Annotated in this window: 12 protein-coding genes and 2 pseudogenes; 5 read left to right on the top strand and 9 right to left on the bottom strand. The window is 62.7% G+C overall.

Features of this window, described 5'->3' with window-relative positions:
* Positions 1 to 183 (top strand): annotated as a pseudogene (locus tag B3F77_RS19470) (TetR family transcriptional regulator); the annotation flags it as partial.
* 71 nt (positions 184 to 254) lie between these two features.
* Here B3F77_RS19470 and B3F77_RS19465 read toward each other — a convergent pair.
* Together B3F77_RS19465 and B3F77_RS19460 are read right to left on the bottom strand one after the other, a co-directional pair.
* Complete coding sequence (locus B3F77_RS19465; RefSeq protein ID WP_293606552.1) at positions 255 to 677, bottom strand: universal stress protein; 423 nt, start codon at positions 675 to 677, stop codon at positions 255 to 257.
* Positions 678 to 756: 79 nt separating this feature from the next.
* Positions 757 to 1,608 (bottom strand): metallophosphoesterase, encoded by an 852-nt coding sequence (locus B3F77_RS19460; RefSeq protein ID WP_293606551.1) that lies wholly within the window; start codon positions 1,606 to 1,608, stop codon positions 757 to 759.
* Positions 1,609 to 1,849: 241 nt separating this feature from the next.
* On the opposite strand from B3F77_RS19460, the gene B3F77_RS19455 reads away from it, so the two are divergent.
* Complete coding sequence (locus B3F77_RS19455) at positions 1,850 to 2,026, top strand: hypothetical protein (protein ID WP_293606550.1); 177 nt, start codon at positions 1,850 to 1,852, stop codon at positions 2,024 to 2,026.
* Between the two features lie 207 nt (positions 2,027 to 2,233).
* Here the strand turns inward: B3F77_RS19455 and B3F77_RS19450 are convergent, their stop codons facing one another.
* Positions 2,234 to 3,190 (bottom strand): LysR family transcriptional regulator, encoded by a 957-nt coding sequence (locus B3F77_RS19450; protein WP_293606549.1) that lies wholly within the window; start codon positions 3,188 to 3,190, stop codon positions 2,234 to 2,236.
* A gap of 158 nt (positions 3,191 to 3,348) precedes the next feature.
* Between B3F77_RS19450 and B3F77_RS19445 the strand changes: the two genes are divergently transcribed.
* Complete coding sequence (locus B3F77_RS19445) at positions 3,349 to 3,891, top strand: hypothetical protein (RefSeq protein ID WP_293606548.1); 543 nt, start codon at positions 3,349 to 3,351, stop codon at positions 3,889 to 3,891.
* 150 nt (positions 3,892 to 4,041) lie between these two features.
* Here B3F77_RS19445 and B3F77_RS19440 read toward each other — a convergent pair whose 3' ends face one another.
* From B3F77_RS19440 to B3F77_RS19415, 6 genes are read right to left on the bottom strand one after another with little or no spacing between them, the layout of a single operon-like run.
* The gene (locus B3F77_RS19440; RefSeq protein WP_293606547.1) at positions 4,042 to 4,791 is read right to left on the bottom strand and encodes a 4Fe-4S dicluster domain-containing protein; all 750 of its coding nucleotides are present in this window, start codon (positions 4,789 to 4,791) and stop codon (positions 4,042 to 4,044) included.
* A 20-nt stretch (positions 4,792 to 4,811) separates the two neighbouring features.
* Positions 4,812 to 6,293, bottom strand: coding sequence for a hypothetical protein (locus B3F77_RS19435; protein WP_293606546.1), 1,482 nt, complete (start codon positions 6,291 to 6,293; stop codon positions 4,812 to 4,814).
* Positions 6,293 to 7,747, bottom strand: a complete 1,455-nt coding sequence (locus tag B3F77_RS19430; protein WP_293606545.1) for a complex I subunit 5 family protein — start codon at positions 7,745 to 7,747, stop codon at positions 6,293 to 6,295. The genes B3F77_RS19435 and B3F77_RS19430 overlap by 1 nt, the downstream gene beginning before the upstream one ends.
* Positions 7,744 to 8,358, bottom strand: a complete 615-nt coding sequence (locus tag B3F77_RS19425; RefSeq protein WP_293606544.1) for a hypothetical protein — start codon at positions 8,356 to 8,358, stop codon at positions 7,744 to 7,746. The genes B3F77_RS19430 and B3F77_RS19425 overlap by 4 nt, the downstream gene beginning before the upstream one ends.
* Complete coding sequence (locus B3F77_RS19420; RefSeq protein WP_293606543.1) at positions 8,358 to 9,260, bottom strand: respiratory chain complex I subunit 1 family protein; 903 nt, start codon at positions 9,258 to 9,260, stop codon at positions 8,358 to 8,360. Before B3F77_RS19420 ends, B3F77_RS19425 begins: the two co-directional genes overlap by 1 nt.
* Positions 9,261 to 9,277: 17 nt before the next feature.
* On the bottom strand, positions 9,278 to 11,290 hold the full coding sequence (locus B3F77_RS19415; protein WP_293606542.1) for a proton-conducting transporter membrane subunit: 2,013 nt from the start codon (positions 11,288 to 11,290) through the stop codon (positions 9,278 to 9,280).
* 232 nt (positions 11,291 to 11,522) lie between these two features.
* On the opposite strand from B3F77_RS19415, the pseudogene B3F77_RS19410 reads away from it, so the two are divergent.
* Positions 11,523 to 12,085 (top strand): annotated as a pseudogene (locus B3F77_RS19410) (transposase); the annotation flags it as partial.
* Positions 12,086 to 12,309: 224 nt separating this feature from the next.
* Positions 12,310 to 12,618 carry an ArsR/SmtB family transcription factor gene (locus tag B3F77_RS19405; protein WP_293606553.1) on the top strand — a complete coding sequence of 103 codons (309 nt, stop codon included), beginning with the start codon at positions 12,310 to 12,312 and terminating at the stop codon, positions 12,616 to 12,618.
* The last annotated feature ends 19 nt before the right edge of the window (positions 12,619 to 12,637 follow it).

Here is a 12,637-nt window from a genome sequence, read left to right as displayed (position 1 = left end):
TGGTTGGAACTGTCGAACCCGGGGGTGCAGGGCCATGCCCGCGCTCAACCGCCAACTGCCGGCCATTGCGGTCTCTACACCTCATACACCCGCGCCTGTGACCCGGTGCTGGAATTCCTCAAGATGGGTGGACAGCACAGCGACGAGCAGATTGGCGAACTGGTGCGGTGCACCTTGTTTTGAGGATCTAAATAGCCGCTAGCCCTTTGTTTAATAGTGCAAGTAGCTATTAAATTAATAGCAAATTCGCCGCCTCAGCGAACCAGCAGCACCGGCACCTTGCTGTGTGCCAGTACCTGGGTGGCCACGGAACCCATCACGAGGTTGCCCAGCGCGCCATGCCCATGCGAACCCATGATGAGCAGGTCAAACTTGCCCGAGTCGGCAAACTTGGCGATGGTTTCGCCGACAGGCCCCACCTTCCAGATGCTCTTGGCATTGATGCTGTGACGCGTCAGGAACTTGGCCACGGGGGCGATGACTTTTTCCGTTTCTTCAGCGTAGTAGCTATTCAAGACCTCCTTGCCCACTGCCGCGCGCGCCCGCGGTGGCAGGGTGGGCTGCACCGTGAACACGGTGTAGTCATTGTTGGCGCCGAACAACTCGTCATGCGTGCTCAGGTAGGCCAGCATTTTCTTGGTGTAGCTGCTGCCATCAACGGCGAGAAGAATTTTCATGGGGGCTCCTCTTGTAAAACTGTAGTTTATCCATTGGCACGGCCGCGCGCTTGACGAAAAACAAGATAGGGGAGTCGGCTCAAGACCCCAGCTGGATGCAAAGCGATTCGCGAAACCCAGCCTGTTCGCCTTTGCGCGCATAGCCCAGCGGGTTGGCCAGCACGCGGCAGCCGTGCCTGACGTAGTCAACGGGGCAGTGCAAATGGCCGTGCAGCCACAGCGTGGCCAGCGGCAGCAGCTCGTCCAGTGAATTGCAAAATCCTGCGGTGCCCGGCGTGAGACCGTAGCGTGGGTCGGCACTCAGCAGGCTGGGCGCAAAATGCGTCACAGCCACGGTGGGTCCGTCAAACGGCAGCGCCAGCGCTTGCCGTAGCCAGGCCTGGCTTTTCAGGCCTTCTTCGCGTACAGCGTCGGCCAGCATGGGCTGGCCCTTGCGAAAAGCGTGGTTTTTAGTCAGGTAGAAATTGGCGGCGCGAAATGCTTTTTCGCGCATCTTCAGCTGTTCACCCAGCGTGATGTCTCCCGCTCGCGCCTTCTCGGTGCTTAGCGCATCGAAGTCTGCCCACAGCGTGCTGCCGACAAAACGCACGCCTTGCAGCACCACGCTTTCGCGCTCCAGCCAGACCAGGCCCAGACGCTCGCAGGTCTCGCGCAGCCGCACGTAGGTGCCGTCAAAATCCAGTCCGTCGTACTCATGGTTGCCTGGCAAAAAAACCACCGGTGTCGGCCAGCTCGCGCCGCCGCGCTCCACCGGCAAGGGCGAAAACCGCGCCAAGCCAAAGTCGCTGATATTCAAGCTGCTCAGCAGAGAGCCGGTCTGGTAAGAACCGATATCGCCGGCCAGTACCAGCAGGTCGGCGCCGGGCAGGGGCTGTGCCTTGAAATGCGGATGGGATTCGAGGTGGAGGTCGGACAGGAGCTGGATGTTCACCCGACTGATTGTGCGGCAAGGCGCAGCCTGTCGAGCTACATCGCCGGGAACTGGGCCGTTCGGCGCCTACCCGTGCTTACCCGGGGCGCAGCTGGAGTCAGCAAGACCATTCATGTCCGCCCGGAAGGGCGACTATGCATTTTTTGCATGGCATTCTGGTGAAATCAGGTTTGCAATATTAGGGAAAACCCTTATTCTTGGGCTATTCGCAACTTTTCACCGCTTATGTGGTGAGCTTGATATGTACAGCCTGATTTCAAAAATTGCCCGGTTTCTGACCATGGCTGCGGGCTTGGCCCCCGCCCACGGCGTGGCACACAATCTGATGGAGCGCGCCGAAGCCCGCGCTGGCCGCGATCCGCACCAAGCCCAGGAACTGCGCAGCGCCGCCTGCGCCTACCTCAGCGTCATCCGCTAGCAGCGCCGCTGTTGACGCACTGGCGGCCAGCACTTTGAGTGTGACGCGGGCCGCTTATGGCGGCTTCGAGAACGTTGATAGTGCTATAAATTAGGTAGCTGTCTGCGCCCGCTCTAATTGGGCTAGAGGTAATTTTTACTTTTGGAAAAGCAAAACGGGCGTGACCGGTTGATCTTGCCGTTTGTCGGGCTGCGCGGCCGCCATGGATCAGGCTGAGAACGCCTTGTTGGCCGCGCGCACGACCGCCTGGCGCAACCACACATGGGCGCCGCGTTGCTGCGAACGGCGGTGCCACAAGGCATCCACATTCACCGGCGACACATCAAACGGCAGGGGCCGCAGCACCAGTTGCTCGGCAATGCCAGTGACCCACACAAAATGGCGCGGCAACACGGTGAGCAGGTTCGAGTTGGCGACCACCCGGCCGGCCGTGAAAAACTGGTTGACGGTCAGCACCACGTGCCGCGTGCGGCCCAGCGATGCCAGCGCCTCATCAATAAAACCATGAGGTCGGCCTGAAAAGCTCACCAGCATGTGGCGTGCGGCGCAAAAACGGTCGAGTGTGAAAGACCCCAGGGCCAATGGGTGGTCTTTGCGCATCACACACACATACTCACCGTCATACAGCCGTTGGTGCAAAAACGGCACGGGCTCGCCGCTCTGGGCGCGGGCCGTCAGATCGGCCAGCACTGAGGGGAAATAACCGACTGCCAAGTCGCAGGCCTCGTCGTCAAGCAGCGGCCGCGGGTCCCGTGTGGTCAGCGGCACCACCCGCATGGTCACGCCCGGCGCTTCATGCTCCAGGGTTTCTGTCAGGCCCGGTATGAGCTCGGCCGCCGTCGCGTCGGCCATGGCAAGCACAAAGGTGGAGGTGGCTTGGGCGGGAACAAACTCGTTGGGAATCAGCGACTCGTGCAACTGCTGCAGGGCGTCGCGCACGGCGGGCCAGATGGCGAGTGCGCGAGGCGTGGGGGCCATGCCCTGACCACTGCGCTGCACCAGCTCGTCGCCCAGCGTTTCGCGCAGACGGCGCAGGGCATTGCTCACGGCGGGCTGGGTCAGCGACAGGTTGCGCGCCGCCCGCGTGAGGCTGCGTTCAGCCATGACCTCGTCAAAAACGCGAAGCAGGTTCAGATCCAGCGTGCGGAAGTTTGGGGAATTCATCGGGAGTCCTCGCCAGGGTGATGAGGTAAGGCGCTAGGTTATCACCAATATGAATGAATTTAATCACAAATATAAAGTTGAATAACATCAGTGATAACCCTAATATCTCCTTGTCCGCTGCAATTATTGGCGGGAACAGCTAAACAACGGAGTTCATCATGACCAGCTTTATCAATGTCAACTATTCCACACAGCATCCCGGCGTCGCCCGTGTTGAGTCGGCGATTGATGCCGCACGGCAGCTGCGTCAGGGGTTTTCCGGCACGCCCGGCTTGGCCGCGCTGCTGCTCTCCGCCATGGCGGCCGCCACCATGGTCGTGGCTTATCAGGTGATGGACAACATCACTGAAGGCCACCTGCTGGTGATGTGGATGGCGCTGTGGGCTGTGGCTTTTGTTGCGCTCGCGCTGTTCTCCGGTATTGCACGTAATGTAGCCGTGCGCCTGAAGGCCGGCCTGGATGGCTGGTCGCGCCGTCTGGCTGCAGCCCGCGCCGACCAGCGTCTCTGGGCCATGGCTCAAATCGACCACCGCGTGATGGCCGACCTGCAAATGGCCATGCTGCGCGAAGAAGCCAGAGCCGAGGTTGCCAAAGGGTCAACGGTAGCCCCCGTTGCGAAGGCTGCGAAGGCTGCGAAGGCCGAGCGTACGGAGCCGTTGGTTAGCTTGGAGTTTCCTGTTTACCCGCATTACTATATCTAGGCGTTCTCCCTGGGCCGGCATCGCGGCGACTATAAGAAAGCCACCTGGTCAGGTGGCTTTCTTGCGTCCGGGCGGGTTGTCGATGCGGCCTGGCAGTCTATCGGGCTTGGGCTGTCGAAAGCGAAGATGAAGGCGTCAATCGGCACGCCTTTAGCTCGGAATTCCGAGCAGGTCGAGGATGCCGCAAACAAACGTGAGTGGATGTGGCGGGCACCCCGGCATGTAGAGTGTGGGTGCAAATCGTTCCAGGAAGCTGCGTTCGAGTGCGGTGGACCCTTCGAAAGGACTGCCAGAGATCGCGCAGGCCCCCACGGCAATGACCAGCTTGGGCTCGGGCATGGCGTCCCAGCACAACTGCAGGGCGGCGGTCATGTTGCGCGTGATCGGGCCGGTCAGCACCACGCCATCGGCATGGCGGGGCGACGCCACGATGTCGATGCCGTAGCGTCCGATGTCGAAGTTGACGTTGGTCAGCGCATTGACCTCAAGCTCGCAACCGGCGCATCCTCCGGCCGAAACGACTCGCAGTTTCAGCGATCGGCCAAAGCGCTTGCGCAGCGCCTCGGAGACCTTGATCGGATCGAGGTCAGGCTGCGGTTCACTTACCACCAGGGCGCGGCGGTCCGTGGCGGCCAGCCGGAAGTCGTTGGAGAACGAGATCTTCGCACTCGGGCAGGCCGGTCCGCAGTCGCCGCACAGAACGCAGCGGCCCAGGTCGATGGCGACAGGGTCCAGCGTGATGGCGGCGGTGGGGCAAGCGGCCATGCAGGCGTGGCAGCCCGTCTCGCACGCTTGGGGGGCGATGAGGGGCTTGCCCCGAAAGCCGACAGGGATAGCCTTGCGGGGGTTGGGGATGTACTGAGTTCCTTGCGAGATTCTGACCGCGATCGACTTGAGCATCGTTGTTCCTTGACCTGGATTTAAAGATCATTCCCGCAGTAGGAAAGATCGAAGCTCTTGTTGCAGATGGGAAAGTCGGAAATTTCGTTATCGCGCACTGACAGCGCCAGGCCGAACCAGTTTTGCAGCGACGGGTCCTGCACCTTGTAGTGAGCCAGGCCACCGTCCATGCCGGTCTCGATCACCTGGACCACCGGGCCACGAACTCCTTCGTAGACCGAAACACACAGCCTGCCGGGTTGTAGCCGATCGGGTGCGCGGTACGTGGAGACGCTCAAATCCCGTTCGGCGGCCTGCAGAACCTGCGTGATCCAACGCACCGACTCGTCGATCTCGCGCATACGCAGCCGCAGACGCGCCCAGCAGTCGCCTGTTTCCTCGGTCAACAACGCCACGGGATAGGCGCCATACACCTGGCCGGGCAGGCTGCTGCGGGTATCGACGGCCACGCCGCTGGCCCTTGCCACCAGGCCCACCAGGCCGATCTCCCGCGCGGCTTGCTGGCTCACCACACCGGTGCCTTGAAAGCGCGATTGCACACTGCGCGCGCTGAGCATCAGGTCATTGACTTGGGCAAAGTCTTTGGCAAACGCGACCAGTGTGCTAGCCAAGTCGCGCCGCAGTTCGTCGGTCAGGCCGAAGCGCACGCCACCGGGCCTGAGCCAGCCACGTCCAAAGCGGCTGCCGCAAACGCGCATGGAGGCATTGATGATGGCGGTACGCAGTCTCCCGTAGGTGGCGCCGCCCTGCAGGAACGCGATGTCGGTGGCCAATCCGGTCAGGCTGCCCAGGTGCATGGCCACGCGTTCAAGCTCAAGGGCGACGCCGCGCACGAGCTCGGCTTCCAGCGCAACGGGCGCTTCGGCCAGGGCTTCCATGGCCGCGCAATAGCCCCAGGCATAGGCGATGCAGGAGTCGCCGACGATCGACTCGACCAGGGTGCTTAGCGCCAAGGGCGGGCGTTGAAGCAGCAGTGCCTCGACGCCGCGGTGCTGGTAGCCGAGCTGGATCTCCAGGTGATGCACCTGCTCGCCCAGGCACATAAAGCGGAAGTGCCCCGGCTCAATCACGCTGGCGTGAATCGGGCCGACGCCGACTTCGTGTACCTCCTGCCCGCGCACCGAGAAAAAGGGGTAATCCGTCATGTGCTGTTGGCGCTCGCCTTCGTAGCGAACCGGCTTGAGCCAGGGGTGGCCGAGGGGGACGATGCTGGTCTGCTCCCACAGCTCGCGCTCAAAAATCTGGACACCGGGGTGCCGTGTGGTGATCGATGGATAGTTCTCGCCACGCCGGGCCGAGGCGCGCAGGAAGGAGAACTGACCCGCACCACCCTGAACGACGGCGGTCAGGACGACCTGGTCGCCGGTATCGTGCCGACCGAACAGCGTGAGCAAGCGATCGCCGGCATCAAGCCGAGCGCTGCACATGCGCGCCCACTCGTGCAGGCTGCACTGCGCGATGTCGCGGGAAGGAATGACGAGAAGCGGCTCTGCGGCGTGCATCACTGCCCCTCGATGGACCGCGCCACAAGAACGAGAAGCTGGCTGATCGGCGCGGGCGTGTACACGCCCAGCAGCACCAGCACACCGACAAAGCCGAGCTTGGGCAACGCGGTTACCCAGGTTTCATGGCTCGCCGGGCCCTGCCGCTCCGACGGCCCCCACAGCATCGGGAAGATCGAGCGGCCGGTGGCGACGAAGATGATCGTCAGCATGGTGCACATGAGCGTGAATGCGATCAAGTTGCCGGACTGCACAATGCCTGAGAGGATCAGCATCTCGGCGATGAAACTGCCGAACGGCGGAAAACCCAGCAGCGCGAAGGTGCCCACCGCGAACATCAGCCCGGAAAACGGCAGCACGCGGATCACGCCGCTCAAGGCCGAGACCGCGTTCGTTCCGTACACCGCGCGCAAGCGGCCGGCGGTGAGAAACAGCAGTGCCTTCACGAAAGCGTTGCTGACGATGTACAGCACCACGCCGTAGGCCGCGGCCTTGCCCACCGATAGACCGATGGCGATGACGCCCGACGAACTGACGCAGGCGTAGGCGATCAGGCGCTTGTAGTTGCGGGCCGCCATGACCTGGATCGCCGCCACGACAAGCGACAGGCAGCCCATGATCAGCAGTTCGCGCGAAACGAAGCTCATATCGCGGGCGTGAAACACCTGGAGGATGCGGAACACCGCCACCACGCTGATGTTGAACTGAATGGCCGCGAGCAGCGCGCTGGTGCTTGTCGGCGCCGCTTCGTAGGTTTCGGGCATCCAGCCATACAGCGGGGCCAGCCCCAGCTTGCTGCCGAGCCCGAACAGCATGAGCGCCAGGCCGAGGCGCTGCCAACTGTCACCGCTGGTGGACATGGTGGCGGCCAGTTGATCGACGGCGAAGCTGACCTCCAACCCCTGCAGCTGCGCGCTACGCGTGAGGCACAGGAACCCGAGGAAGGTCAGCGCCAGCGACATGCTCGAGTACAGCAGATAGTGCCAGGCGACGCGACGCGGTGCGAGTGCATCGCCTTGCGCCACCAGTGGCGCGGCGCACAGCGTAGTCAGCTCGATGAAGGCCCAGAGCACTAGCAGGTTGTTGGCCATCACACCGAGGTTCATGGCCACCATGAACGCCAGCGAGAGCGCGGCACGGGGCAGTATGTTCTGTGCCAGCACACGCGAGGTGGCCACACGCGAGGACATGTACACGCTGATGCCCAGGAAGACGGCGTTGATCACCAGCAGGAACAGCAGCGAGGTGGCATCCAGCACGAAATAGCGTTCCACGAAGTACAGCGGCAGCGCAGTGAGCGGTGTGCGAACGAAGACCGCGACGCAGACACCCAGGTTGACCAATGCCATTGCCACCAGGGCGGGGCCGACCCAGGCGCGGCGCGCGGCCTTAGGGGTAGCCCTATCGGTGGCCGGGCTGGCAGGGGTGATGACTGCTGCGTTGACGTTGCTCACGGCGTTTCCCTTTGCACTGGCGCAACGCTTGCCCTGTCGACGGCAGCAGGTGTGCCGACGAGCCAGGTGCCCACGCCGACGGTGACCAGATACACCGCTGTCAGCGCGCCGTGTACCGGCAGCGGCCAGGGCTCGGGCAGCAGCGACTCGAACACGGCGATGGCGTTTTCCATGAAGAGCACGGCCACCAGTTGGGCCGGCGGCGAATTGTTGGTTGACAGCAGCAGCAAGGCGATCGCGACCATGGCACCCACCACGCCGAGCGCGAGCGCCTGCACGTCGGCCATTGCGGCACCGCCGAAATCGAAGGCCAGCAGGATCAGCGCGATGCCGACTATCCAGGTGAACAGGTTGGAGGGCATCAGGTCGAGGTTTGGGTCGCCGCGCAAGTGAATCGCCCGGCGCAGCAGCAGGGGGGCGATCAAGGCGCGCACGACAATAACATCGATCAGGGCCACCAGCGCATGGAGCGACATGCCCTCGCTGTGGGCAACGCCGTTCCAGCCGATCGCGATGGCCTGCAGGCACAGCCAGAAGGGCGCCGAGCGGATCTTGCCGAAGAAGACCGGGATCACCGCGGCGAGCAGAAAGGCAATGAGTGGCAGCCGCATCAAAGCCCCCAGGTGCCGCCGACAATGGCCAGGCACAACGCCGCCGCGACCGATGCCAGCATCAGGTAGCGTGGCACCAGGCGCAGCGCCAAGCGTGCCGTGAGTGATTCGATACAGCCAACCGCCACGGCGACCGCAGCCATGACCAGCAGCGAGGTGGCGATGCTGGCCAGCGGCGCGCCCACCGGATCGAATGGGTTGAGCAGCGCGGCGATCAGGCCGGCATAGATCGTCATCTTCAAGGCCGCCGCGTACTGCATCGCAGCGAGGTCCGGTCCGCTGTGGTCAAGGATCATGACCTCGTGAACCATCGTCAGCTCCAGGTGCGTCAGCGGGTCGTCCACCGGCACCCGCGCGGCCTCCGCCTGCAGCAGGATGAAGAGCACGACGACGGCGGGCACCACCAGCCATTGGAACGACTCAGCCTGGTGAAGATGGCCGATCAGGCCGGCGAAGCTGGTGCTGCCCGTGGCCACGCTGGCGGCGCCGATCAGCAGGAACAGCGCCGGCTCGACGAAGGCGGAGAACGAGGCTTCGCGGGCCGCCCCCATGCCCTCGAACGCGCTGCCGACATCCATGGCCGACAGCATCAGGAAAATGCGGGCCAGGCCGAGGGTGTAGGCGAAGACGATGAAGTCGTGATCGAACTGGAGCGGTGCGAAGCTGCCGAGGAGCGGTGCAATCATTGCCGCCAGCAGCGCCGCCGCGAGCACCACGTAAGCGCCGACGCGGAACAAGGGCGTGGCGACCACGCTGTAGACCGGGCGCTTGCGCAGCAATCGCAGCAGGTCCCAGGCCAACTGCAGCAGGCGCGGCCCCTTGCGGCCAGCCCATAGCGACTTGGTGCGGTTCACCAGGCCGACCATCAGGAGGGGCATGGCTAGCGCGATCAGCAGATGCACAAGACCGAGGCTCACATTCACCGCAGCGGCCCTCCCGCCAGCACGACCAGCCCCGCTATGACGACTAGCGCGACCAGAGCGGCCGCAAACGCGATGCGCGGGTCGTCTTCACGCAACTTGCCTGAGAGGTCACTCGCCGAGGTGTCGCCGTGGCCGATGACCGAAAACAGCCGCCGCTCGACGGCGTCGACGCAATCGGTGATCACATAGGCATCCGATGGAAAGTACCCCTTCGGTGCCTTCTGCCGGCGCAGCAAGCCCAGCACGGCACTGAAGCGGGCGCTGAAGTCCGACGAGAAGCTGGCACCCGTGTACTGCATGCGCGGGTTGGGTGAACCGTAGCCGCAGACCCAGGTGACATGGCTCGCGACCGGCCGCCGCGCCGTCTTGGCGCGCAGCCACCACATCAAAACGACGAGTACCACGAACGCCAGCAGCGCCCCGGAAATCGCGCCTATCCGCATCAGCGTGTCGCTGATTGACGCCAGGACGTTGGCGCCCGATGCGGGCAGCGATGCCAGCGCAATCTCGGTCGGGCCTTGCACCAACATGAAGCCCAATACCGGAGCGACCCCGAGTACGACCACGCCGATCGCATGCAGCCCCATGGGCAGCAGCATCCAGCGGCTTACCTCGGTCGGCGGGTGGACGCGGGCATCACGCGGCGCGCCGAGAAAGACGACGCCGAAGGCGCGGGTGATGCTCAGGGCCGACACCGCGCCCACGAACGCCAGCACCGCGCCGGCCACGCACAGCGCCACCTTGGCCCCGAGCGGAATGGCCGCGCCGCTGAACAGGCCCGAATAGATCACGAACTCGCTGACGAAACCGTTCAGCGGGGGCAGAGCCGAGATGGCGATGCCGCCGATGACGAAACTCAGGGCCGTCCAGGGCATCAGTCGGGCAATCCCGCCGAGTTTTTCTACATTGACCGTGTGCGTCGCCTGGTAAACCGCGCCGGCCGCGTAGAACAACAAGCACTTGAAGAACGCATGGTTCAGCAGGTGCAGCAGTCCGCCCGCAAAGCCTATCGCCACCAGCGCCGGGTTGCCCCAGGTCAGGCCCAGGCAACCCACGCCGAAGCCGATGCCGGCGATGCCCACGTTTTCCGTCGAGGAGTAGCCGAGCAGGCGTTTAAGGTCGCGCTGGCCCACCGTGTACAAGGCCCCCACCACGGCCGAGCAGGCGGAGAAAGCAATCAGAAACCAGCCCATCCATTCATCCGGTGTGCCGATCAGCCAGATAAAGCGCACCAGCGCGTACAGGCCCGCCTTGTGGATAACGCCGGACATCAGTGCCGACACATGGGCCGGTGCCGCCGCATGGGCTCGTGGCAACCAGGAGTGGAACGGAAAGAACGCCGACTTCAGCCCGAAACTCGTCACCAGCAGCAGAAACACCAGGTTGCGCTCCGAGCCCGGGTTGCGCCTGAGCCATTCACCGAAGCTGACCAGCCCCCACGAACCCGAGTGCGTGTACATGATCATGAAGGCCGCGACCAGGAAAATCAGCCCGATGTGTGTCGACACCAGGTAGTTGAAGCCGGCAAAGCGCACTTTCTGGCTGGTGTAATCCCAGATCACGAGCAGCCAGGCCGCGAGCGCGGCAATCTCCCAACCGAGCAGGAAGACCAGGGCATGGTCGCCGGTGTAGACCAGAATGAAGGACAGGGACGTCAGATTGAGCAGGGCGTAGTGCACTCCCAGGTGCCGCCTGGCACTGAAGTAAGGGCGTAAATAGCCTACTGCGTAGATACTGCCCAGCAAGGTCATCGGCAGCGACCAGGCCAGGAAAAACGCGCCGAGGGCATCCAGGCGGACGCGCAGCGTGCCTACCGGGTAGGCCCATGCCAGTTCGCCGACCAAGGGCTGACCACCGAGAAGCACGGGCGCGACCGCGGTCCAGACCAGGCCCGTTGCCAGCACTTGCGACAGCACGCCGATACCGGCTCGCGTCGCATTGCGCAGCGGCAGCAGGCATGCAGCAGTACCCAGGAGCAAAACGGAAACAGCGGCGATGAGGGTCGCCATGCCGGACAAGTTCAACATACCCCCGGGGGGCAGGCGGGTTGAGGGCTGAATGCTTGTTGAACCACGCGTGCGCCAGCCATGTCTGCCGTCATGCGGCGCACGGGAAAGCCAGGGAATTGTTGATGGAAACGCATGGAAAAAAACTTCGGAATTCCCCTCGCGCATGAGTGAATGCCCACGCCCGCTTTGAAAGCCAGATAGCCTTGAATGATACAACAACAAGGGTAATGAAATCGCCATCAGGCAAGACGGCGTGGTTCGCAACAAAGCCGTCTACCTGGCGCTGGGTATGCTGCCCGATGGCACGCGACATCCTGGGGATTTGGATTGAGAGCACCGAGGGAACCAAGTGCTGGATGAAAGTTTTCAACGACTTGGAGACACGGGGTTGCAACGACATCCTGATCGCCGTCACCGATGGCTTCAAAGGCATGCCCGAGGCACTCGCTGCCATGCATCCCGCCACCACACTGCAAACCTGCATCGTGCACCTGATCCGCAACAACCTGGACTACGCCAATTGGAAGGATCGCAAGCCCCTGGCGCCGCGCCTGGGATCGCGTGATCCCGTTCTTTGCCTTCCCGCCCGAGGTGCGCCGGGTGATCTACACCACCAGCGCCATTGAGAGCGTGAACGCACGATTGCGCAAGATCATCAAGACGCGGGGCCACTTCCCCGGCGACGATGCCGCGACAAAGCTGATCTGGCTGGCTCTGCGCAACATCACCACCGCTCCCCGGCTTGGAGCCGACTGCTTGACGCGCTTCGCTCGTCAAGCAGTCATGAATAAATGAAGAAAGGAAAACCAATGCTCAGCTAAGATCGTACTTGGCGCATCACCATCGCCAATCATCAAAAGTGATCAGGCTCTACCAGCCGCACACACAGAAATTCTGACACTCCCCCATGAGATAGGCTTCATGCCGACAGCGTTCTTCCCATGACAAAGACAAAGACAAAGACAAAGACAAAGACAAAGACAAAGACAAAGCTTTCAGTACAAGAGAACCGATCCGAGTTGGATAGACCCGACGAGGTATTTGAGTTGGCGGCGGAGTTGTTTCGGGTCTTGTCTGCGCCGGTGCGGCTGAAAATCATCAGTTGCCTTTGCGACGGCGAGAAGAACGTGAGCTATCTGCTCAGCAAAATCGACACCACCCAGCCCAATATGTCGCAGCACCTGAACACGCTTTATCAGGCGGGAGTGCTCGGCAAACGCCGTGACGGCGTTCAAATCCATTACCGCATCATCGATGCTCGGATACCGGCGCTTTGCCGTGCGGTCTGCACGAAGATTGAGACTGAAGGAAATTTTAAGAACGCCTGATACTACTTTGCATTCAAAG

Origin of the sequence: Polaromonas sp. UBA4122, from assembly GCA_002381615.1 — a bacterium.
GTDB lineage: Bacteria > Pseudomonadota > Gammaproteobacteria > Burkholderiales > Burkholderiaceae_C > Polaromonas.
This window is presented reverse-complemented; position numbering and strand designations above follow the sequence as displayed.